The 24497-nt window shown below is 55.3% G+C and carries 13 protein-coding genes; 8 read left to right on the top strand and 5 right to left on the bottom strand.

The annotated features are described in order from the left end of the window. Window positions 1-142: 142 nt before the first annotated feature. From VH599_06760 to VH599_06750, 3 genes are all read left to right on the top strand, one after another. Window positions 143-1084 (top strand): SDR family oxidoreductase, encoded by a 942-nt coding sequence (locus tag VH599_06760; protein ID HEY7348005.1) that lies wholly within the window; start codon window positions 143-145, stop codon window positions 1082-1084. 23 nt (window positions 1085-1107) lie between these two features. Beyond that, window positions 1108-2460: a nucleotide sugar dehydrogenase gene (locus VH599_06755; protein HEY7348004.1), complete on the top strand. Its 1353-nt coding sequence runs from the start codon at window positions 1108-1110 to the stop codon at window positions 2458-2460. Between the two features lie 345 nt (window positions 2461-2805). After that, the gene (locus tag VH599_06750; protein HEY7348003.1) at window positions 2806-4737 is read left to right on the top strand and encodes a DUF4012 domain-containing protein; all 1932 of its coding nucleotides are present in this window, start codon (window positions 2806-2808) and stop codon (window positions 4735-4737) included. On the opposite strand, the gene VH599_06745 is transcribed toward VH599_06750, so the two are convergent. From VH599_06745 to VH599_06725, 5 genes are read right to left on the bottom strand one after another with little or no spacing between them, the layout of a single operon-like run. Then, window positions 4721-6064, bottom strand: a complete 1344-nt coding sequence (locus tag VH599_06745) for a glycosyltransferase family 4 protein (GenBank protein HEY7348002.1) — start codon at window positions 6062-6064, stop codon at window positions 4721-4723. The genes VH599_06750 and VH599_06745 overlap by 17 nt on opposite strands. Continuing rightward, a complete protein-coding gene (locus VH599_06740; GenBank protein HEY7348001.1) occupies window positions 6061-7266 on the bottom strand; it encodes a glycosyltransferase in 1206 nt (401 codons plus the stop codon). The genes VH599_06745 and VH599_06740 overlap by 4 nt, the downstream gene beginning before the upstream one ends. 1 nt (window position 7267) lies before the next feature. After that, complete coding sequence (gene asnB, locus VH599_06735) at window positions 7268-9199, bottom strand: asparagine synthase (glutamine-hydrolyzing) (protein ID HEY7348000.1); 1932 nt, start codon at window positions 9197-9199, stop codon at window positions 7268-7270. Between the two features lie 4 nt (window positions 9200-9203). Next, window positions 9204-13484: a murein biosynthesis integral membrane protein MurJ gene (murJ, locus tag VH599_06730; protein ID HEY7347999.1), complete on the bottom strand. Its 4281-nt coding sequence runs from the start codon at window positions 13482-13484 to the stop codon at window positions 9204-9206. A 12-nt stretch (window positions 13485-13496) separates the two neighbouring features. Beyond that, window positions 13497-15101 (bottom strand): hypothetical protein, encoded by a 1605-nt coding sequence (locus VH599_06725; protein ID HEY7347998.1) that lies wholly within the window; start codon window positions 15099-15101, stop codon window positions 13497-13499. A gap of 385 nt (window positions 15102-15486) precedes the next feature. Between VH599_06725 and VH599_06720 the strand changes: the two genes are divergently transcribed. From VH599_06720 to VH599_06700, 5 genes are all read left to right on the top strand, one after another. After that, on the top strand, window positions 15487-16614 hold the full coding sequence (locus VH599_06720; GenBank protein ID HEY7347997.1) for a glycosyltransferase family 4 protein: 1128 nt from the start codon (window positions 15487-15489) through the stop codon (window positions 16612-16614). An 89-nt stretch (window positions 16615-16703) separates the two neighbouring features. Next, window positions 16704-17540, top strand: coding sequence for a class I SAM-dependent methyltransferase (locus tag VH599_06715; GenBank protein HEY7347996.1), 837 nt, complete (start codon window positions 16704-16706; stop codon window positions 17538-17540). An 84-nt stretch (window positions 17541-17624) separates the two neighbouring features. Beyond that, a complete protein-coding gene (locus VH599_06710) occupies window positions 17625-19238 on the top strand; it encodes a N,N-dimethylformamidase beta subunit family domain-containing protein (GenBank protein ID HEY7347995.1) in 1614 nt (537 codons plus the stop codon). Window positions 19239-19428: 190 nt separating this feature from the next. Continuing rightward, window positions 19429-22539 carry a protein kinase gene (locus tag VH599_06705; GenBank protein ID HEY7347994.1) on the top strand — a complete coding sequence of 1037 codons (3111 nt, stop codon included), beginning with the start codon at window positions 19429-19431 and terminating at the stop codon, window positions 22537-22539. A 24-nt stretch (window positions 22540-22563) separates the two neighbouring features. Continuing rightward, a complete protein-coding gene (locus tag VH599_06700; protein ID HEY7347993.1) occupies window positions 22564-24333 on the top strand; it encodes a hypothetical protein in 1770 nt (589 codons plus the stop codon). Window positions 24334-24497 lie beyond the last annotated feature (164 nt).

Genomic DNA, 24497 nt, shown 5'->3' with positions numbered 1-24497 from the left:
CAGGTTCGATGACGACAAGCGGCACGCAGAAAAGAGGAGCGATGCCAACACATCAAAACGCTGGAATGATACTGAATCCCTGAATGGTTCGTTATGATGGTAGGGCGCTGCGGTAGAGTTTAGAACATCACCGAGGCAGAATATGAAACCTGCACAATATCTTGTGACGGGTGGCGCGGGCTTTATCGGTTCCCATCTTGCTCAGGCGCTGGTGAAGCAGGGAAAAGCTGTGCGTATTTTTGATGACTTCTCAACCGGCAAGGAAGGCAATATTACTCCTCTTGAGCGGCAGGCCGAGATCGTACAGGGCGATCTGCGCGATTTTGCCGCCGTGCGCGCCGCTGTTGAAGGGGTCGAGGTCGTATTTCACCAGGCGGCCCTTGCCTCGGTCCCGCGCTCTATCGCTGATCCACGTACCACCCTGGAAGTGAACGTCACTGGGACACAACATGTCTTGCTGGCGGCGCGTGATGCCAGAGTGCGGCGGGTCGTCTATGCCAGCTCTTCCTCAGTCTACGGGAACACCCCGACGTTACCCAAACGGGAAACGATGCCTCCATCGCCCATGTCTCCCTATGCCCTGCATAAGCTCACCGGGGAGCATCTCTGTCGCTTGTTCACCCAGGTGTATGGTCTGGAAACGGTGGCCTTGCGCTATTTTAATGTCTTCGGCCCGCGACAAGACCCGACTTCACAATATGCTGCTGTGATCCCGCGCTTTTTGCAAGCCTTGCTTGCCGGACAGACGCCCATTGTCTTTGGTGACGGCGAGCAGACCCGCGACTTCACCTATATCGCTAATGTCGTTGAGGCTAATTTGCTCGCTGCTGAAGCGACTGAAGCAGCAGGCCAGGCAATCAATATCGGCTGTGGGGAGCAGATTTCGTTGAATAAGCTACTACGCCTGGCCGGGGCGCTCCTGGGACAGACTGTCGAGGCCGAGTATCAGGAGGCCCGCGCCGGGGATGTCCATGATAGCCTGGCAGACATTCAGTTAGCTCAACACCTGCTGGGCTATGAACCAACGGTCCGATTCGCTGATGGATTGGCGCGCACGCTGGAAGCGCTCAGCAGCGCCCGCTGAAGTTCCTACTTCCGGCAAGAAGTATGGATGAATGGAGTATCTTATTGATCAGCCTGCTCACCCGGATAGAGCAACGACACGCAGTTGTCGGCGTCATTGGCCTGGGGTATGTTGGCCTGCCTTTAGCGACTGGCCTTGCACAAGCGGGCTTTCAGGTCATTGGTTTTGATATTGACCAGCATCGTGTCGCCGCGCTCAACCAGGGTATCTGCCATATTGCCGATGTGAATGGCGCGTTGCTTCAGGAGTTGGTCAGAGCGGGCAAGTTCTCGGCAACGAGTGATTTTGGGCGGCTCGCCGAGGTAGATACAGTCAGTATTTGCGTACCAACGCCCCTCCGAAAGACAAGAGACCCCGACATCTCCTCTGTGATGAGCGCCGCAGAACACATCGCACGAACACTTCATCCTGGTCAACTGATCGTGCTAGAAAGCACCACCTATCCAGGGACAACCGAAGAACTCCTGCTGCCGATGTTGGAAAAAACAGGACTTTCCGTGGGGCATGATTTCTTTCTGGCATTCTCGCCAGAGCGCATCGATCCCGGTAATCCCCACTTTAACCTCCGCAATACCCCGAAGGTGATCGGTGGAGTAACCGAGCAATGCACTCGACTCGCCAGCGCCTTGTATAGCACAATCGTAGAGAGCATCGTTCCTGTCAGTTCGCCGAAAGCGGCTGAGTTGGTGAAGCTGCTTGAAAATACATTTCGGGCTGTGAATATCGGGATGGTCAACGAACTGGCGCAAATGGCAAATATCCTGGGCGTTGATGTGTGGGAGATTATTCAGGCGGCGGCAACGAAACCATTTGGTTTTTTGCCCTTCTATCCAGGTCCAGGGCTAGGCGGCCATTGTATCCCCATCGATCCGCACTACCTCGCGTGGAAGCTGCGATCATTGAACTATCGAGCGCGCTTCATTGAACTGGCGAGTGAGGTAAACGCTGAAATGCCTCGCTTCGTCGTGGAGCAGATCACCCTGGCGCTCAACGAACACGGGAAATGTCTGAATGGCGCGCGCCTGCTCATCCTTGGGGTTGCTTATAAACGCGATGTCAGCGATGTGCGTGAGTCACCCGCGCTGGATATTATAGAATTGCTGCAAGACCGACATGCAGCCGTGATCTACTCGGACCCGTATGTGCCTGAACTGCGCCTGGGCGACCATACGCTCTCGACAGAGCCGTTGACTGACGAGCTATTGACCTCTGTTGATGGGGTCGTCATTGTCACAGACCACAGTACTATTGATTATGAACGTGTCGTGCGCTCGGCCTCGCTTGTTGTAGATACACGTAATGCCACTGGTCATCTCTCGGTTGATAGTCATGTCTGGAGGCTGGTGCGGCCTGGCAAAGTTGCTCTTCACGCTTAGGAATCAGCACAGCCCTGGTTTTGGCATACACGGCAGGTACGAAAAAGGGATGTGTTACAAAGGAGATATTCAATGCCTGGAAGAAGGGATGATGCTGCGTATCCTTTTGGCCCTATTTCACCACCTGGACACACCAGATCGTCTGAGGATTTCCCGGCAGTGGACCCCCGGAGTAAAATAAGCGCAGGCACGCGGAAGCAAGAGCCGAAGGGAAAGCGCCCCAGGAGAAAACAGCGGCTTCCTAATTTTGGGGGAGGCTTTCGCGGGTACCTGTTAAGGGCAACAGGTCTGGGTGGAATCTTTAGATCTACCCGGCAGGGGCTTTCGCCCAAAGTTATCTCGAAGTTGAGACACCGGGCAATCCTCCTGGCAATCCTGACATTGATTCTTCTTGGTACGCTCTCCGGCGCCATAGACGCAGCGATGCGTGTCTCTCGCGCACGCGCTGAGGCAAACGATGCAGCGCTGCACTTGCATCGCATCGAGGCGCTGATGCCGTCACAGGGCAATCTAGGGGAGTTGTTGGACCCGGCTATCCTTCAGCAGCTTCAGCAAGAAATGACCGCCGCTCAGCATGACTTTACGCTCCTGCACAGCGATCTTGAAGAGCCTGCTGGCAGTTTTTTCATTGCTGCGCATCTGCCGATAACGAACACCACCATTGCTTCCTTGGGCGCATTGGTAGATGCCGCCAATCAGGCTTGTTTTGCTGGTCTTGATCTGGTTAAGAGTCTCCAGATGCTTAATGGCGTCCTGAAGGCAGGGTTATTTGCTAGCAGTTCACCCCCAGCGCAGACGGGAACACCGCCGCCATCGTTAAATGCTCACTTGCTGGAGCAACTTCAGCAGAACCTCGAAGACGCTTTCCATCATCTCAACAGCGCGGTGCTGTATGCGCAGCATGCTGACTTATCTGCTATACCTGCGGGGCTGCTCAAGCCCCAGCAAGTCAATCAAGTACGCCAGCTACTGACTATCTGGCCCAGCATCCAAACGAAATTTGCTGAGGTGGAAGCCTGGTTGAGCGTGGCCCCCAGCCTGCTCGGAGTCACCACCCCGGAGAGCTTCTTGCTAGAACTCATGGATCGCAGCGAACTACGCTCAACCGGTGGATTTATCGGCAATTACGGTGTGATGACCATCAAGAATGGGCAGGTGCAACCCTTTACGCTCAGTGATACCTATCTTCTCGATCTTCCCTATGTACAAAAGCATGATAGTAATCACCCAGCTATTTATCCCTGGTGGCCCTTTTGCTGCTTCGGACTACGCGATTCTAATATCTCGGCCAATTTTCCAACTGCCGCGCAAACAGGGATGCGCATGCTCAAGCTGGAGGGCGGGCCTGCCGTACAAGGAGTCATCGCTTTTACTCCGCCAGCCATCGCGCGCGTGATTAAAATCATTGGGCCAATCGTCGTGCCTGATTATCATGAGACCGTCACCGACCAGAACTTGGAGCGGCTCATTCATTATTACCAGCAGACCAAAAAAAATGACCCTCTAACGAATTTACCGCCAAGCGATCAAATCAGTTCCCCGCGCAAACGCTTCACCGCTCTATTGGCGCGCGCCTTTTTAGAAAAGCTGCATGGCCTGCCAACAAGCAAACTCGTTGACATAGCCAGAGCAGCCATCACCAGTCTGGAGACGAAGGACATTCAGGTCTATCTAAGCGATAAAAATGCTGAGGCGCTGCTGGCTCAACACAAGTTCGATGGGACGATTACCCAAGGGCCTGGAGATGGCGTCACCATCATTGACTCCAATGTGGGGGTAAACAAGGGGAGTCAGTTTACTGTCGTCAGTTATACTGATAACGTGACTCTGGACGCCCAGGGGACGGCAACGCACAACCTCACCATCACCTACAACTACAAAGTGACAGACCCCAAGACGCTCTTTGGGCAAGATCGTTATTTGACCTACCTGCGCGTCTACGCGCCCGCTAACGCGAAACTGAAGAGCTTGAAAGGGCTGAACGGTGGCTCGAACCAAATCAATCACAGTGATGAGCCTGGTCGCCAGATGTGGGGAGGATACGTGAACGTGCAAGACGGCAAACGCTATTCGCTGCATCTGATCTGGTCGGTACCAAACGCCGCAACAGCAGACGCTTCTGCTCATTGGCATTACCAGCTTATTTTCCAACATCAGTCGGGGTCCAACCAGCAATTGACGCTGACTGTTACAGCGCCAGGAGCGCGAGCGCCCATTCTGACGTATAAGGGGACCATTGATAAGGATAAGACGTACAACATCACTTATGCGTTATGAGCCGATCCCTGGCATGCGTTCCCAGGCGCCGCTCGCCAGCGCAGACGTTTTGGAAAACCTCCAGTAAGCGCGCATAATGGCGCTCCGGCGCGTACTCGTTGAGCGCGCGCTGCTGCCCCGCGCGCTCCAGGCTCGCGCGCAGCAGCGGATCATCAATGACCTGGCGCAGCGAGTGGCGCAGCGCCTCTGCATCACCTGGCGGGATAAGCAATCCGCAGCCATGCTCAAGCTGCTCGCTGATACCACCCAGGTCACTCCCAATCACCGCCTTGCCATATGCCAGGCTCTCATAGACGCTCATCGGGGCATTATCATGACAGGTAGAGGGCGCAACAACGCACAACGCTCCTGCAATGAGTGAAGAGAGTGCTTCACCTTGCACAAAGCCTGTAAAGCGCACACCTGTTTCTCCGAGAGACAACGCCAACTCTTCCATACGCAGGCGATAATCATTGCTGCTCTCGCCTGCGATCACTAGATCAACATCGCGCTCAAGTCCAGCATATGCTCGGAGCGTAATAGCAACGCCTTTATCGGACGAAACACGCCCGAACTGGAGGATATAGGGCCGTTTCCCCACTCCATTGCTTATCTGGTGATCTCCGGCACTTGCTTGGCCTGGACGCGCATCGAGCAGCGCCTGATCGACAAAGCTAGGGATGTGAACGATGCGTCCACGCGCAGGCTTGAAATACTGCTCCATCTGGCTCACCATAAAGCGTGAAGGGGCGATGAAGGCGTCCACTTTCTTGTAAATGCCCAGTGCATTGTGAGCCATCATCGCAACCACCCTGGCGCCTGTGACCATCGCCGACCCCTGAAGACAGCGATGGCGCAGCGCGTGATGATAGCCGCCCAGGCAATCCTGGCAGACTTTCCCGTCGCGCATGAACACATACGCGGGGCAGAGGAGGTTGAAATCGGAGAGGCGCATCACCACAGGAATCCCATGCGCATAGGCGGCATCAATGATACTTGGCGAGAGAACATTGACCATACTCAGCAGATAGACCAGATCGATCTGCTGCTCAACAATTGCGCGATGAGCCGCCTCACGCGCAGCAGGATAGTACGTTGCTCGCGCCACCAGGCCCGCCTGCTTACGCAGAGTCAACCTGTCTTTGTATTGCTGGAAGAAGACGCTTTCAGCATCAACCGGGGGCGGAACAAAATAGCGCCGGTAGGGGGTATCAACTGTCTGGCTATAATTGGCGGCGAGAGGAACTACTGCATGACCATGCTTTTCTAGCAGACCCGTAATGGCAAAAAGATAGCGTTCTGGCCCTGTTGAAGGGAAATAGCGATTGTTACAGATCAAAATATTCATAAGCCTGAGCGTCCTCTCATGGCTCGCGCTTCAGCGGCCATGCGATACAGAGCTTCATAGCGTTGGATCATAGTGCTGCTTGAGAAATGGTTCATCACGTGCGCGCGTGCAGCGTGCCCGAACGCAGCAGCCAGATCGGGACGCTCCAGCAGGGCGCCGATGCGCTCAGCCAGGGCGGGAGCGTCCCCCATCGGGGTCAGGAAGCCGGTTTTCTCATCCAGAACGATCTCCACCGTTCCCCCAACCGGCGTTGAGATCAACGGCAGCCCCCACGCGCCAGCCTCCAGCAAAACATTGGGCATCCCCTCAAAGCGCGAGCAGAGGACAAACACATCAAACGCAGGCAGGACCAGATCGCTGTGAGCGACCTCGCCAGTGAACAGCACCTTCTCACTGATTCCCAATGTGGCCGCCAATGCCTCTAACGGCGCGCGCTCGCTGCCATTGCCAACCAGGACAAAGCGGGCATCAGGAAAGCGCGCACAAACTGCCCTGGCAGCATGTAACAACATCTGGAGATTCTTAGCTGGTTCAAGCCGGGCTACGGTCCCAATCAGCGGCGCATGCGGAGGAACACCGAGCGCAGCGCGCGCGGCCTCGCGGGTGGCTGGAGAAAGGCGCGCCGTATCAGGAATATCAACGCCATTTGCAATGACCATCAGACGTTTTTCAGGAAAGCGCCGCTGGACAAGGTAGTCGCGCAGGGCCAGCGCATTGACCGCCATGTAGTCCATTCGCCGCCAGAACAGGTGATCGAGCATCAGGCGGTACTTCCCAGCAGGAGCCTTATCATAAAACAGGTTGACGGTTGAGCCAATCACGGCGAGATGGGGTATTTGCCAGGCAGCCAGCATTGCTACCAGACTAGAAAGCCAGTGCATCGCGTGTACAACGTCAATGCGCTCTTTGCGCACATAATGCGCGAGGCGCCATACGGGCGAGGGATCAAAGCGGCCATGACGTGTAAAGGGCACGATCTCGACGCCCAACGAGTGCAGATCAGCTTCGAGCGCCCCACCTGGCCGCAAAACGCCAACAACAAGCTGCATCTGATCCCGATTCAGCATCCGCGCCATGCGCACAAAGCGCCGCTCAGCGCCGCCCATGTCTAGCTGCTCCATAAGATACAGGATGCGCAGGGGTCTCGCAGCAGCCGGAGGGTTAGCAAGCGCCTGTTCCAGCGCTCCGTCGCTCTGCCCCATGCTAACGCATCCCCCTCTCTCCACCAGACGCTGCCAGTGATGGGCGACTCTTGAGCGGCCAGAACGCTGAGTGATCGGCTCCATCAAGATACAGACGACACCACAACTCAAAGCAGAGCCACGCCCAGATGCGCCGGTCATGATTATACAGATGGCTTTGATGATCGGCGAGGAGCCGCTCCACCTGCCCAGTATTGACGACGCCACGATTGCTAGCCTGCTGGCTCTGGAGAATATCCCAGGCGAGTTCCTTCAGTTCGCCCCGGAACCAATGTTCAATCGGAAGCCCAAACCCTTTCTTTGGCCGATGAAGAATCTCATCAGGGAGCAGGCTCTCTGCTACACGCTTGAGGAGATATTTTTGCTGCCCGCCGGGGTTGCGCACCTCATGCCGTAGGGAAGCGACATACTCGCCCAGCACATGATCGAGGAGCGGGGCGCGCGCCTCCAGCGAGGTCAGCATGCTGGCTTTATCCACTTTTACCAGGATGTCATAGGGCAGATAACAGGCAACATCTACATGCTGCATTCGGGTATAAAAATCGAGGCTCCGCGCTTCAGCAAAGTGATCAAGCTGTATACGCTGGGAATCAGCCGCGCCTCCTACGAGAAACTCACTCTGAAGCAGGCGCTGACGAAGCGGCGTAGGGAAGATAGACGATCCCTCGATGTAGCGCACTTCAGGATCAAGAGCAAGGGCGCGCAGGCGATTTTTACCCCTCATCCCACCGGGCATGAGCGCGCTCACCAGCGGCCCTACTCTTCGGAGGGGGCCAAGTCTATCCACCCAATTATCGGCCATCATACGGGCATAGCGCATATATCCACCAAACAACTCATCCCCCCCATCCCCGGAAAGCGCCACCGTGACATGCTGGCGCGCCAGCTTTGAGACATAGTAGGTTGGCACCATCGAAGCGTCGGCAAATGGCTCGTCAAAATCCCAGATCAGGCGCGGCAGCACATCCAGCAGATCAAGCCGGACGATACATTCATGATGATCGGTCTGATAGCGCTGCGCCACGAGCCGGGCATACTTCACCTCGCTGTAATCCTGCTCCTCAAACCCGATGGAAAACGTCTTCACCGGTTCAGTGGCGACCTGGCTCATCAGGGCGACAACACAGCTCGAATCTATGCCACCGCTGAGGAAAGCGCCAAGCGGCACTTCGCTCATCAGCCGGATGCGCACCGCCTCGGCGAACAATTCACGCACTCGTTGCACTGCCGTCTCTTCATCATCCATACAACGTGGTGTAAAATCGAGCTGCCAATAGCGCTGGAGCACGATGCTGCCGTTCTCAAAGCTGAGCGTATGGGCGGCTGCTAGCTTAGAGATACCCGTCAGGGCCGTTCGCGGCGCGGGTATATAGCCGTAGGTGAAGTACTGGTTGATAGCAACGGGATCGAGTTCTCTGGAGAGACCGGGCGCCAGAAGCAGCGACTTCATCTCTGATCCAAAGAGCAGACGCTGCCCATCGAAGCAGTAGTAAAGCGGCTTTTTGCCAAAGCGGTCGCGTGTCAGGACCAGACGCCTGTGCTTCTGGTCCCAAATGGCAATAGCGAACATTCCGCGCAGTCGACGTGTAAAATCAAGCCCATCCTCCTCATAGGCATGGACAATCGTTTCGGTATCGCTGTTGGTGGTGAAATGATGGCCGGCTGCCTCAAGTTCCTGACGGAGCGCCTGATAGTTATAGATCTCCCCGTTATAAACCACAATGACGGAGCCATCTTCATTGGTAATCGGCTGTTTCCCGCCGCTGAGATCAATAATACTCAGGCGTCGTATTCCCAGGCCGACACCATCCTTCAGCCAGTGTCCCTCGTCATCAGGCCCACGATGGTGAATAATATCGGTCATGCTGGCTAATAATGCTCCAGCATCCTCGTTATTCAGACCAATGTTGACGAAACCAGCGATCCCACACATATGCCTATTCCTCGCTTTTTGCTCTGGCGCTCATTGGCCTTGCCAGAGAGGGCGTCTCCGTAGGAGCGCCAGAGAACGGCGCTGCCTCTTGAAGGCCCACTGGAGTTGGCAAAAGATGTTTCCCCCCAACAGCCTCGTGATAGAGACCAAGCAGTTGATCAATCAGCGTATCATCCTGAAAATGCTGCTGCACGCGCATATAAGCAGCAGCGCCACAGGCCCGCGCGCGATTCCGATCCATCAGTAGTGCCAGCAGCGCTTTTGCCAGGCTCTCCGGATCGCCGGGAGGCACGAGCAAACCAGATTCACCATCAACAATTGCATCCTCGCTGCCACTGACACGGGTAGCGACACAGGGCAGCCCGCAGGCCATCGCCTCCAGCAGCGCGTTGGGCATCCCCTCAAAACGCGATGGCAGTACGAAGAGATCGGCTTCAGCGAGAAACGGGCGAACATCCTGCGTCAGATCAATAAACTCAATACTCTGGCTCAGATCAAGAGCAGCAGCCAGCGCTTCAAGCTGATAGCGCAAAGTGCCACCGCCAACCAGCAGAAGCCTGGCCTCTGGCAGCGCCGCGTGAACCTCGCGCCATGCGTGAATCAAGACATCTAGACCCTTAACATAGTTAAAGCGCGCAGCACAGACCACTTTTGGCGCTTCGGTCGGTTGGGCAGCCAGGCGCATGCTCACGCCGAGCGCGTACTCTTTGTATTGGTCCAGGTCAATACCATTGGGAAGCAGCGCAATCCGTTTTGGGCGAAAACCGATCTTTTGCAATGTGGTCTGAATGCGCGTGCTGATGGCAATGAAGACCGCGCCACAATATTTCAGCAGCCAGAGGGTAAGGCCAGCCAGCCACTGCGAACGCCTGAGCGTCTGAAGATCGCTGCCAGCCCAGCTATGCTCCTCAACCTGGAGAAACGGCAGCGAAGGATTAAGAGGCCCAAGGCAGAGCGTTGTCTTTGCGCTCATGCGAACCAGGGGATCGTCTGAAGGACTGGTACTTGCCAGGCGAATGAAGAGCGGCTTGCCGGTGAAGAGCGCCGCCAGCGCCGCCGGACGAGCCAGCACGCTGAGCTGACGCAGATGAACCACTTGATAGCTATTTCGGGCGCGAAGCAGTTCACGGAAGAGCAACCACTCAGCAATCCACTGCGCCCCAAAGCGCAGGCGCAGCCTACCACGCACAAACAGGCCGCCAATACGCCGTACTGGCACGCCCTCAATCTCCTCCGTCGCTGCCAGCGAGCGCTTCAGGCGCAGCGTCAGCACATGCACCCGATGCCCTCTGGCCTGCAACGCCCTGGCCTCGCGCAGCGCGCGCACCTCAGCCCCCCCGACGAAGGGAAAAAATTGCCAGGTGACAAACTGGACGGAAAGACTATCTTTCTGCTGGGCTGGCGCTGGAGCAGCAGCGCCCTTTCGCCGCCCAGACCCAGCCGCAAAGAGCGGCAGATAGGGTAAGGCTGCCAGGAACCAGAAGTGGAGGCCCAGCGCAAAATCGAGAAATTCATTGCCCACCAGACTGTTGACCACAGCGCCGAAGATTCCCCCGGTGGCAACCGCCGCCGCGATGCGCGCCTCTCCCTGGCTGCGAAGCGCTTTTCGTGTCCCCCCCCAGAGCAGCAGGGCAAAAGTGGCAAGCAAAAAGGCCAGGCCGGGAATGCCCATATCAAAGAGCGTTTGTAGGTAAAGGCTGTGGGGCGCTGCAACTCCACCTGGGTGGTCTCGCAGCAAGAGCGCCCAGGAGGCGTAATAGCTATGCCCAAACGGGTTACGCAGATCAAGCTGGCTTAACAGCAATCCCCAGGCATCTGTGCGGTCATCTAACGTCAGCAGATGATCACCAAGCAGCCGCTGGTTCAGCCCCAGCCCTGGGATCAGCAGCAGTACGGCGATCAGCGCAATGACGCCTGACACGCCCCGTAACATCCACCAGCGCAGCCTGCCGTTGAGGAGCATTGCTGTCGTAATCACCATAAAGATGGCAGAAATCATCCCTGCGCGACTAAAGGTAAGGCCGAGCGCCAGCACATGGAGCGCAAGAATGCCGCCCCAGAACCGTCGCCGCCCGCGCGGCGCCGTCAACAGGCGATAGAGGCAAAGAGGAAGCAGCAGATCAAGGTAAAAGCCAAACGAGTTGTACCACCCAAAGACGCCGCCCACCCGATAAATCCAGATGACGCCCTCCTGCTGAGAGCCGCCAAAGCGCAGCGCATATTCAGCAAGGCCAACGAAGCAGAGGAGCGTCGAGGTCGTCAGCAGTACAGAAAGAAAGCGCTCAAAGCGATCACGAGTTGTCAGCATAGCGACGGTAAACACCATCAGGGCCAGATAATCAAACAGGCCCCACACCGTAACGCTGAATTCGCTCAACCCCAGCGGCGACAGTCTCGCGCCAGGCAGCAGCCAGACAAGGAAAAACACATAGGCCCAGATCGCCCAGGTCTGGCGCGCCAGACCGCGCCATTGGCGCCAGAACGCCAGAGCAAAGGCAGGCAGTGAGGCAAGGGCCAGCACAAACCCGATTGAATGCCCGCCGATATAGACATCATAGAACGCTCCCATACCGGCCCAGGTCAACAAGAGCAGATAGGGTGAGGGCAGGAAGAAAAACGCCAGCGCCATACCCAGCGAGACACGTACCCCTTGGATGGCATCGCGGCTGGCGATAACAGCAACAACAAGGAATCCGCCCAAGACCAGCGCGCCATTTCTGAGGATACGCCAGGAGTTGAATCTCCTCGGTGGCCCGGCCCGCGAGAAGCGAGTCCTGCCCATCCAACGCTGAGGAGATAGCCACTCCAGCAACTGTGGGGGAACCCGCAGCAGACCCAACGGACCAATGAGCAAACGCAGCACCGCGATCTGGATGAGTGTGGTGAGCAGGTAAGCGAGTGATGTTGCCAAACCAATACCCGGCAGGCCCAGGAAGCGCGCCAGCGCAATATCAAGCACGACATTGGTTATCAGGGTAAAGATAGCAATTCTTAACAGGACATCATTACGGTGTAAGGAATTAAAGACGCGCGGAATCATGAAGCCCCATGCCATCGGGAGAAGGCCCACTGCCAGGCCGATGAGCGTTGCAGATGTTTTTTGGGCGCTCTCATCGGTGAATGCTCCATGACGAAACAACAAGGTGATAATGGGTTGGGCGAATACAATGAATCCTACCGTTACCACAAGCGTGATGATCCCAATGGCCCATAGAAACAGGTTGAGCGTCTTTTTCAGGCTTCTAAAGTCCCGCGCTGCCGCCTGGCTCGCAAAGTACGGCAGAACCGCTTGCGAAGTTGCCATAAAAATCATTGTGACCGGAATGCTGATAACCTTCAACGCATAGTTGAGGGCAGAGATGGCGCCAGAACCGAGTGTCGAGGCGACTATCTGGTCAATAACCGGATTGGCTTGCCCAATCGTAGCGCCGAAGAGCATCGGCCAGAGCTGGCCGAGCGCCACACGAACATGAGGGCTGCCCAGACGGAGTACGGGGCGGTAGGAAAATCGAGCCTTCCTTACCAGCGCCAGCATGATGAGGAATTGGAGGCCAGTCCCTACCAGTTGGCCGATAGCCAACGCTGAGACGCCAAACTGCGAACTGAGCAAAATGGTCGCAACGAGAATACCTAACGGCATCAGCATAGCCGTAAAGGCTGGAAAGGCAAAGCGGCGGGAGGCATTAAAGACGCTGGTGATAAAGCCCACAAAAATGTTCAGCAGTAATGTGGGAAAGATCAGGGGCGCCAGCGTTACCCCAACATCAACCGTGGCAGAAGAGACGCCGGGGGCAAAGAGACTGATGGCAAATCGTGGAAAGAAGAGCATCAGCGCCAGCACACCGGCAAGGAACAAGATCACGAGATTAAAGAGCGTACTCAACACGTCCGATGCTTCCCGCTCTTGATTGGCCCTGGTGAGACGCACATAGGTGGGAATGACCGAGGCTTGCAGCGCGCTCACAATCAGGTTGGTCAGGAGTGTTGGCAACGCAAGGACAGCAAAATAGGCGTCCATTGAGACACCCGCGCCAAAATGGTCTGAAATCACCACCTGATTGAGTACTCCGAACGCGCGCGCTGCAATAGAAGCCCCGGATAGACTGATAAGAGCAGCCAGAATACGCACATTGACCGAGCGTTCGCTCGCAGCCTGCACCCTTGGCAAAGGTTCGGTTGTAACGCTGGCGATGGCGAGCCGGGGGTCGGTGAAAACTTCCACTTCCCTGGAGTCCTCCGTCACATCCTCCGAATCCAAAGGAGCGGAATAGACCGTATCAGGCATGGATGCTATCCTTCAGGGTTCCTCTGTCTCTTCAGTTCTTTGAGCCGCCCCAAGCGGTAAGTGGCTGAACAAGCCAGATGTACTGACCAACACAACCGCTCCCAGGAAGGGACTATCCGCCTTCTCCAGCTCAGCGAGCACCGGCTTTATCTCTGCGATAGTGGTGTGCTTGCTGCGTGCGACGAGCAAAACATGATTCATTTGTTCCATAAATACTCCATCGGAAAGCTGGAGCGATTTAGGCGGCGGAAGAACAATGATCTGGGCAAAGTCCTGCCGCAGCATGCCAAAAAGTTCGACAAGCAATTGTGGCTGCGCCAGGACATCAGGGTACGAAGAAAGAGGTCCAGCAGGCAACACAAATAGATGGGGGGTATCTGTTGGCTTGATAGCCAGCCAATGGTCTAAGGAGGATGGGTTCATGGCTGCCAGACTTGTAAAAAATCCCTGCTCAGAGACTGGTAACTGAAAGTACCCCTCCACCGTTGGTTGTATCCAATTGGTATCAAGAAGTAGCGTTCGCTGGCCCAATCGCGCAGAAGTTACGGCGAGGTTTAGCCCTACCCAACCATCGAAAGGCACGCTACCTACCGGCAGGACCAGCGTCGCTTGCCCTGTCTGCTGACCGCTGAGAAACTGGAGATTTTTCCAGACCCGGCGGAAGGGCTGAGCCACAGCCGTGTACATTTCGTCGGTAAATACAAATGGCGATTCATTGGCGGGAGCATCAGGAACCTCGCCCAGCGGACTCACTTGTTCCCAGCGCAAGAAATCCTCAACACCTCGCACAACACCGCCTAGCAAATCGGCCATCTCAGCCAGCCCTAGACCGCCCAAAGCTCCGGCAAGCGCCCCAAGGGATGTATTCAAGAGGAGATTGGGCGCGTTCTGTGAAGCGCTTAGAGCGAGCGATGAGACCCAGAACATCGGCTGGACACTGGCGGCATTTCTCTGAGCCTGGGCTAGCTGTATCTGCAATTGATCCAGTTCCATTTGCTGCTGTTGTAACTTCGCCTGGAGGCTGGCGCCAGAAGAACCACGATGGCGAGCCAGAGCAATCGCGTTGATGGTCTTGCCAACATCTACCGACAAGGTGTTGACCTGAGACTGAAGGGTTGCAACCTTCTGGTCATCGGCTTGTCTGACAAGATCGGTATCAGCTTGTGCCAGAACACCTGCCATACTATTGGCAAGCGCCATCGCAGTTGGGGCATCCGTATCCACAGCAGTAACCATAATAAGAGGCTGGCCGGTGACAGCAGCCAGATGCACTTCCTCACGAATTTGCGCGGCTCCGCGCCGGGGGACACTTGCTTGCGCGCGGCCAATCATCGCCGATGTGATGGGCCTTGCAGCATACTGGGCGGCCAGGGTGGCGGCATAAGCAACACCCTCTAGTGGGGCATCAGGGCTGGCATGAGACTGGTCTGCAACCATGACGAAGGCCGAGGCTTGATAGGTAATGATCTGCTGGCTGGACCAGATATAAGCAGCGCTGGCTACCAGAAGGATTCCGAGAATGATAAGGTAGGCGCGCTGAACGGCCAGCCTGTATACCCATAACACTTTCCTTATGCCCGAAAACATGCCGAACCAATAGGCATTGTCAGATCTCATCAGAACCTGCCTTGGATCCAGTGCCGCTTAGCCAACTGATTGCGCGACGGCCTTCGATTCAAGCCTGCGGAAGTGTCAGTATAGCTCATAAGCTGTAGGTAATAGCATTCGACCCCATACTTTATCCAAGATAAGGACGAGCCAGCTAGCTTCTGGTAACATCCTTACGCTTATGCAAGCAGTGTGCGCAGACACATCGCTTCAATCGAGCAAGTTACTTTTAGTCTGGTTAACTGTCATATATGCAGATGGATGAAGTGGTGAGAAAGAAAACGACTGCCCAGTAATATCATAACAACCTGCTGCACCTCGCTCACGCGCTGCATGCAGGTAGTTCTATGCTCATCTAAAAGAGCATCACTGATTCACGGAGGAGTGTCCGATCATGCGGATTGCGATACTGGGCCTGAAAGGCATTCCAGCAACCTATGGAGGTGTCGAGCGTTACACTGAGGAATTGGCGACTCGCCTCGCAGCGCGTGGTCATGAAATCCTGGTCTATGCGCGCACCCATTATACGTCAAAGGAGCTTGCGCGTAAGCCATACCAAGGCATTCAGTTGGTGCGCTTGCCCTCCCTCAATCTGAAAACCACCGATACGTTGAGCCATACTCTGCTTTCAACACTGGATGTAATAACCCAACGACATGTTGATACTGTGATCTACCAGAGCCTTGGCAACGCCTTTATGAGCGTTCTACCGCGTCTGGCAGGAATACCTACGATCCTGGTGCTGCATACAGAGGAATGGCGCATGGAGAAATGGAAGGGCGCCACAGCACAGGTCTTTCTCCGCGCTTCTGAGCGGGTGTCATTCAGTCTGGCAACCCACGTTTGTGTGACTTCCCAGTGGCTTCAGGAAAATCTGCGCCTGCGCTATGGGCGCGAGGCGGGATTCGCTTCTCAAGGCATCACCCTCCCAGAACTACGACCGATGAAAAACCTGGAAACACTTGGACTTACATCGCGTGGCTACATCCTCTTCGTCGGCAGGCTCGTCCCCCAGAAAGGGGTTCACCTGTTGTTGGAAGCCTATAGTAAGTTACAGACAGACATGCCCCTGGTAATCGTCGGTGATGCGCCACATCAGAAGAAATACCAGGATCAGCTACGCTCTCTGGCAACGCCTGGGGTGCGTTTTCTTGGCTTTCGCTACGGTGACGAATTAGCAGAACTCTACAGCCATGCCTACGTCTATGTTCTGCCCAGCAGCTCTGAAGGAATAGCGTTTACCCTGCTTGAGGCCCTGGCATTTAATAACTGTGTGCTGGTAAGCACTATCCCAGCCAATATCGAAGCAGCAGGTCCATCTGGCTTCTTCTTTCAGAGTGGAGATACCAGCGACTTATGCCGTGTGCTGGGCGAACTGCTCGCCCATCCTGATCTTGTTGCCGAGCGCCGAGGACAAGCGCGCGCCCATATTGCACAGCAGTATAATTGGGACCGTGTTGCCGATTACTATGAGCAGCTTTGCCTGGCGTTGACAACACCAGACAAAGGCGCCCACAGGTGAGCGCAGCGATAAGGCGCCAGGGCGCCTTCGTATCCTCCTCGTCTGTGCTGTGATGAACATGCCTGAGTCTGAAATCCAAAGGGGGCGAGATGATTCTCTCTGAAAAAGAAGTTGCTACGGGCGAGCGCTTTGCATTTGGGAAGAACTGGCGCCAATTCCTCAGAACACTCAACGATGAGCGCATTACCGAGGCTGAAAAATCGCTCAAACGTCGGCTATCGGTGGAGAACTTACAGGGCAAGACGTTTCTCGATATTGGGTCTGGGAGTGGCCTGTTTTCTCTTGCTGCCAGAAGGTTGGGCGCAAAGGTCCGCTCCTTTGACTACGACCCAGTAGCAGTGGAGTGTACTGCTGAACTCAGGCAGCGCTATTTCCCAAACGATCCCACCTGGACGATTGAGCAGGGATCGGTGCTGGATGCAGCGTACCTCCAGACTTTGGGGAAGTCGGATATTGTATATTCCTGGGGTGTACTTCACCATACAGGAGCAATGTGGCAAGCGTTGGAATATGTCCTTACGCTGGTTGCGCCAGGAGGGTTTCTCTTCATTTCCATTTACAATGACCAGGGCGGTACGAGCCGACGGTGGCGGCAAATGAAGCGAACATATAATCGCTTGCCCAGGTATCTCAGATTTCTTATTTTAATCCCCCTAACAATTCAGTTGAGGGGAACACGCATGCTCCGCGACCTGCTGCAACATGGCAATCCATTTACCTCATGGCAAAATTACAAAAAAAATCGAGGAATGTCGGCGTGGCGGGATCTAGTGGATTGGGCTGGTGGATACCCCTTTGAAGTAGCTAAGCCCGAAGAGATTTTCGACTTTTACCGAAAACGAGGCTTCATACTGGAGCAACTCAAGACGTGCGGCAAAGGGCATGGATGTAATGAGTATGTCTTTCGGAAAGCAGAAGAATCCTAGCAGCGCACGCTCCAAAGGGACTTCACACGCCTGGCGCGCAGTTGGGCAGATGGGCGCATATACAGGCTCTGAAGGAGAGTGTCTATGGCTCGTTCCTTTCATCCATATTTATCACGTTTCAAGGGGTGGTGGGCATTCTGGAGCCTACCTCGACTGCTCCTGTTGATGAGCATTCCTATCATTCTGGCAAGCTGTACTGCGCTGTTCGGCTCGGACCCCCCACCAACGCGGGAGGGAAAAGGTTCACTCATCGCGCAAGAGAACGCGCGAAAGGGTTCAGCAAGCTGGCTCATTCCAACAAACCGGGCTGCTTCCACACAGATTCAAGTATATGCCAGCGCCTTATCGGCGCTGCCAGGGCAAACGGTCACGTTTTATGTCAGTGTCCAGCAAGCAGGGACATCGTATACCATTGATATTTACCGGCTGGGCTGGTATGGGGGGGCAGGCGCGCGCCTGATGCAATCTACCAAACAAGTCGGGCAGGCACAGGGGTATTATGATTACAGTAAGAAGGAGCTTGTTGATTGTCATTCCTGCCTGGTTGATCCCAAAACACGCCTGATCGAAGCTCGCTGGCAACCCTCGTTTAAGCTGCGCATCCCAGATAATTGGATTACAGGAGTCTACCTGGCTAAATTGACTGGCGCGGCTGATAAGCAAACGTTCCTTACTTTCGATGTGCGCGGCAACCCGCATTCGACGTATGTGGCCGTTACATCCGATACAACCTATGCAGCCTATAATGACTGGGGAGGGTATAGCCTGTATCACGGGCCTGATGGTTCGGACGCCACGCGCGCCAGTAAAGTTTCTCTTGATCGGCCTGCATCTGTGGGCGCTAGTGTGCAGGGTCTGCCTTACGAAATTGATGCTATTCGCTGGATGGAACGCCAGGGCTACGACCTCTCATACATCAGCAGTGTTGATCTGAACGATGACCCGCAACAATTACTCAACCATCGCGCCTATCTCGACCTCGGTCACGATGAATATTGGTCAGAAGCGATGCGCGATGGGGTGGAAAGCGCCCGCAACGCGGGCGTGGGCCTGGCGTTTCTCGGAGCGAACGATGGGTACTGGCAAATCCGCTTCGAGCCGGACAGCATGGACAGAGCGGATCGCACGATTGTCTGTTATAAAGATCTCAAAACAGACCCTTTCTATGGCCTTGATAATCGCCATGTGACCGTCCACTGGCGTGACGATCTCCTGAGCCGTCCAGAGAACGCCTTAATTGGTATTATGTGGTCCAACTTTGCAAACCAACCACCAGGATTTCCCTGGCAGGTGAATCAGCAGGTGTCATCACCACTTCTGGCCGGAACGGGCCTTCAGCCAGGGGAAGCATACGGCTGCGATCTTGTTGGTTATGAATGGGACCGCGTCTTTCATAACGGCGCAACCCCGCCAGGATTGCGCGTGCTGAGCGTCTCGGCTACTGTCGCCGCCGATGGCACACACGACTTCAGCAACACGACCTACTACATTGCTCAATCGGGCGCAATGGTGTTTGCCACAGGTTCTATCTACTGGTCCTATGCGCTTGATAGCCTGCGCCTGCTTCAGCCAGCCGAGGGGTGCGCTCATCACACCTCGCCTATTCCTGGCATGCAAAAGTTACTTGCAAATGTCATGGCCGCGCTGGTAGTTCACCAGGCGCCTGCTCCAACCCCTACGGCAACCGCGACTCGCTAAAGCGCAAAAAGCGCTAACCTCAACCGTTGTTAAGGACTAGAGAGGGGAGGCAAGGGTCTCAGGCGACAGGGCTGCTCAAGCGAGAAAGACGATACAAGTCAGCAGCAGTCTATGGTACAATACGTTCACGAAGCAAGGGGATCAATGCAAACACAAATCCCTCAGGAGGGGAGAGCGAAAGGAAGCTTGTATGGCTGGACTAGAGGGGACAACGCTTGGAAGTTGCCGTATCATACGCCGCATCGGCAGCGGCGGAATGGGTGACATCTATCTTGCTGAGCAGCCTGAGCTTGGGCGACAGGTGGCGGTCAAAGTCATTCAGGGGGAAGACTCGCTGATGGCAACCCCCGCCAGCCGGGAAAAAGCAACACAGCAATTCGTCCGAGAGGCACGGGCTATTGCTGCGCTAGAGCATCCTCACATTATTCCCATTTATGACTTTGGCGAGCAGGATGGTACTCGCTATCTGGTCATGCAATACGTCGCATTAGGCTCGCTGGCCGATTTCGTCACCTCTTCCCAACTGCCCCGCTATAAGCTTCCTCTCCACCCTATCCTCGTTGCCGACATCATCGATCAGGCAGCAAGCGCCTTACAGTTTGCCCATGACCGCCAGATCGTCCACCTCGACGTAAAGCCACAAAATCTGCTTGTCCGTATTCTGCCAGGATCGACGACAACGACCCCTTCCTCTTATCACTATCAGAGTGACCTCTCCTACGAGGCTTTCTCCAATGAACCTACCGTCCAGATAACTAATGAGGTGCTGATTCAGCTCCATATCCTCTTAGCTGATTTTGGCCTGGCGCGTTCGATTACCTGGACCTCCTCCCATAGTGGATTGGCGGGAACACCGCTCTATACAGCGCCTGAGCAATACAGCGGGAGGGCATCGCCTGCCAGTGATCAATATGCCCTTGCCGGGGTTGCCTATCTCCTCTTAACTGGTCGGCCAGTATTTAACGGGACTTTGGCAGAGGTATATCATCACCACTTAACGGTTACGCCGCCTCCTGCAACTGAAGCCAACCCGCTCCTGCCTCCAGGCGTCAATGGGGTGCTTCTCCGCGCACTGGCAAAAGACTCGCCACAGCGGTTCGCGCGTATCAGTGACTTCGCGCAAGCACTGCGTCTCTCGGTCAGCACTGCAAACCAGGCTGAGCAGGCGCTTTGGCAGCCGACATTACCAGTCAGCATCATAGATAAATTGACAGCGCCTTCTTTTCCACCTTCCTCCCCAGGTCCAGCGGCTACCCCCTTTCCTGGGCAGCCAATTTCGCCCGCAGGACCGGGAGGATGGAGCAGCCCTCCTCCCGTGATAGTGCAACCAACTCCCTCCCCTGTGCCCTCATGGGGGAGCCAGCCTCAATTTCCACCCAGTGGGCAAGGGACGCCTGCTAGCCTATTCTCTCAGCCAGGGGCACATTTCTCTGCGCCACCTCTGACAGCCACGCCAGCAGGCGCCTGGCCTGCAAGTCCTGATATGTCACGCCCGCCTGTACCGGGCGTTCCCCTCCAAAAACTGCCTCGTCGGCGTCTCTCCTTGAACACACTCTCTGCGCGTCAGCGATTCGTCTTTGGCGGCCTGGCGCTCATCATCATACTCGGTTCTCTTTCTGCTGTCCTGGTTGGGGTTCTTTTGCATCAAAAAACCACCTCACCCCCACCCACTACCGTTAACCCGATTCATTCAAGGCTGCATACAGTCACGGGATACGGCCTGCACGATCTCGCCAGTGTTCCCGCGATCACCAGCAATACAGCAGCCAAACAATACACTTTGCCAGCGCGTTACAAATGGTCCAGTGAAGAGGCCGACAACATTGCCAACGCAGCTACAAATATCAAGCAATTACCTTCCCTCTCACAAGACAAAGGCGCGACCATCAGTGTGAAACCCTCCAACGGGCCATCTGGTCCAGCAGCAACCTCTATTAAGGGCGGACTTGGACAGCCGCAAGTGGGAATAAATTCCCCGATGGACATTTCCGTCGCATCTGGAAATAATTTTCTCTTTGAGGCAGTGGATGGCACGTTACTCATCAGCGGCCCCAGTGGCAATCGCGTCGTGAGCCTAGCAACGTTCTTTGCGCCCATGTTCCAAGCAGGTAATGTCATCGGGGAGGCAAGGGTACTCTACGATCCAACCAGGGATCGCTGGATCCTGGTTGCCAACCAACTGCGCATAAGTAATGGCGCTGTCACCCAGGGTTTTTTCAATGTCGCTATGACTACTGTTTCAGGCGCTCCGCTAGGGACATGGTATTTCTATCAATTTAATACACAGATTCCTACCTATAGGGAGCAATGTAATTGGGCCGATTATCCGCAGATTGGCATTAACGGAACGAGCATCTTCATTACGGGGACCAGTTTTGCCTGTGGGCAAAATGGCGCGTTCCTGGGGGCAGACCTCTGGGAGCTTCCGAGGAAGGAGTTTCTCTCTGGCAATACAAAATCTGTGTATTCCTGGACTGGTTTCATCAATGCACAGGGCCATCCAGTCGTCACACTGACTCCCGCTGTCGAGGGTGGCGCTGACACGACTGAATGGCTCCTGGCTGATGACGCTGGCTACGCAGACCTCGGCCAGGTTTCCAACAAATTGAGCCTCTGGGCGCTCAACGATACGTCATCGGCCAGCACAGGAGGATCTTCTTCTCCAGCCTCCATCACGGCAGGGGTAGTGACGCTTCCATCTCCCTACGCCGATCCACCTGCCGCCGAACAAAAAGGGACTTCTATAAAGCTCACAACAGGCGACGCGCGGATTGCCCAGGCCCAGCTTACCCAGGGACATCTTTTTGCTGCGTTCACTACAGCCGTCAATTGGACTGGTAACGCTGCTACCAAAGCGGGTATCTACTGGTTCGACCTCATACCATCGCTTAACTCTTCTCCAAACAATGGAGGTGCCAATGGGGTGCGCGCCAGCGTTGCGCAGCAGAGTATCCTCGGCCTCTCCGATGGCTACATCTTCTACCCATCACTGGTGGTCGATCCCCAGAGAAATGTTGTACTCTTTGCAGAGCTTTCGTCTCGTGATCGGTACTCTGGTCTGATCTTCGCCAGCCGTTCACAGGATAGCCCCCCCAATACCTTTGGGCAGGGGAACCCATCTACGCTCCTGCAAGCTGGGAATGGGCCATTCACCGGAGCACATTGGGGTGACTATGCACAAGGGTCGCTGGGCTTCTCACAAGATAAAAAGCAGACTTTTATCTGTATGGCAGGTGTGTATCCCGGTAGTAATGCGACAGGATGGCAAACCAGCCTCTGGAAATTCGATCTTGCGGCCTGATTTTAATAGACAAGGAAGCACATCATGTATGGCGCTAATGAGGGACACCCGCTGACCCTGCTTTCTGCGCTCAGCTGGCAGTGGTCACCTTTCTGGGGGACCAGCTTTGCGCGAGGACGTCGGCATATTCAACAAGCGGTAGCAACACTTGCTAAAGATTGGAAGGGCGCCAGGTATGTCTCCTTCGGCCTCCTACTGCTGCTTATCACGAGCCTGGTCGTTGTCGGGTACTATCTGAACCATCCACAGGCAGAAATTCGTCCTGATACTCCCAGCTATCTCAATGTCGCTCAGCATATCCTGGCAAATGGCAACCTCGTCGATCCAGTACGTACACCAGGCTATCCCCTGCTCATCGCGGCGGTCTTTCTTCTGGCGGGCCAGGGAAATTTCGCCGCTGTGAGTATGGTGCAAGGCGTTCTCTTCGTAATCGCCACCATAGAGATCTATCTCGTCCTCTGCCTGATCTTCCGGCGCGCCTGGCTGGGGCTGGTTGCGGGGCTTATCATAGGCATAGATACCTTATTGCTCTCGTTTATCAAGCCGGTTCTTTCCGAAGGTCTTTCCCTCTGGATTGTGGCTTCGCTTGCCTTAGCCATCATCCTCTTTATTCGCACCTGCCGCGCCAGTCTCTTATGGCTGGTCGCCTTTTTGGTGTTGTGCGCCTTGATGACACACGCCGAATGGGCCTTTGTGCCCATTCCCCTTTTTGCCTATCTGTTGGGTATTGGGGCACAGCGCGGCAGGGTACTCCGCTTGCTGCCACACGCAGTTCTGGCAATCCTGATCCTCTATGGCTGCCTGGGACTCTTCATTTATATGAATGCGACGCAGCATAACTATCCTGGCATCACCTATATCCAGCGTATTAACCTCCTGGGCAAGGTCATGCAGTACCATATGCAAAACGAGGCTCCTGCCCAATATGCCGACGTGACCCAAAAGCTGAACGCCTATCTGGCCGCAGGTGGCGAAATCAATCCCTATACCTTTGCTACCTTCTATCCAGCGATCACCGACAATCGTTGGGAGCTTGCGGGGAACTATGCCTCAGCTATTGTGGACACGCATCCCGTCGAATTTGCGCTGCATACTATTCCGGTCTTGCTCACTTCATCGAACACGTATTATCTAACTTCACAGATTGACCCCCAGGGCGTGTTTGCAGCCCCCCTCTTTGGACTGGAGCAGATTTCAGGCAGAGTCTACTTCATGTATCGGTTTTTTCCGCTATTTGCCCTGTTCTGGTTTGGTTTGTTGCTCTGGCAGCGTTCTTCACGACAGGCCCAGATGATGGGCGCTCTCGCATTCCTGGGCGTGTACGAGCTAGTTGTTGTCTCAGTCGGCGGATATGGCAGTTTCGCACGCTTACACACCCCCTTTGACCCGATCATGCTCGCCGTGATCTGGGGAACCTTGCTCCTCTGCATTCCACCTCTTTTCTGGTCTCTGAGAACTATTTCGTGGACAAAGCTGCTCGCTCGACTCTGGCCGGTGATCAGGTTGGCCTGGGCCATCGGCATTATTGGCGGAGGGGTGCTGAGTGTGGCCGCAACGGTGCTCCTGCACGGCACAGCTCGCCTGGCCGATCCAACCCAATGGACGGGACCTCACTGGTTATTCACTCATTCAGCCCACGCGCTGGCGCTGGTAGGAGCAGGGGGGATCTTTAGCCTTCTGGCCTACGCGGCATATAAAGCCCAGCAGGCTAAGCAAGCTTCTGCTGCACCACGAAAGGATCAGGCAGCAGAAGAGGCGCCGCTGCCCACCCTAGAAGGCCCGATATCACAGTAACGGCCACCATCAGAAATCTCCCTGGCTGCGCTAGAAGGAATCAACTAGCCTTTTTGGCTATACGAATAACCTTCCTCTGCACGAAACAGGAAGATGCCAGCCGACGCTGAGCCGATGTGAGGTGGTTCTGTGTGTACTTCCTTCTTCCTTCCATCATACTTTTC

It is taken from the genome of Ktedonobacterales bacterium, from assembly GCA_036557285.1.
In the GTDB taxonomy this organism is placed as follows: Bacteria; Chloroflexota; Ktedonobacteria; order Ktedonobacterales; family DATBGS01; genus DATBHW01.
Note: the sequence above shows the minus strand (reverse complement) of the source record. Positions and strands in the feature narration are given on the sequence as shown.